The organism is Paraburkholderia sp. RL17-381-BIF-C (genome assembly GCF_046026435.1).
Classification (GTDB): domain Bacteria; phylum Pseudomonadota; class Gammaproteobacteria; order Burkholderiales; family Burkholderiaceae; genus Paraburkholderia.
Genome location: NZ_JARESX010000288.1, coordinates 1 through 202 on the forward strand (window position 1 = coordinate 1; position 202 = coordinate 202).

Genomic DNA, 202 nt, shown 5'->3' on the forward strand with positions numbered 1-202 from the left:
TGCGAATTCCGCCCATATCTTCGTGGGCGTGCAGATCAGAAATCGCAGCGAGTCGGCGCAGATCGCCGGCGCATTCGAAGCGCACGGGTTCGCCACAGTGGACCTCACTTTCGACGAACTCTCCAAGCAGCACATCCGCTACATGGTCGGCGGCCGCTCGCCCCTTGCGCACGACGAGCGGCTGTTCCGTTTTGAGTTTCCG

Annotated in this window: 1 pseudogene; it reads left to right on the forward strand. The window is 61.9% G+C overall.

Annotated elements, in window-relative coordinates:
• A pseudogene (locus P0D70_RS37080) lies at positions 1-202 on the forward strand (threonine ammonia-lyase, biosynthetic); the annotation flags it as partial.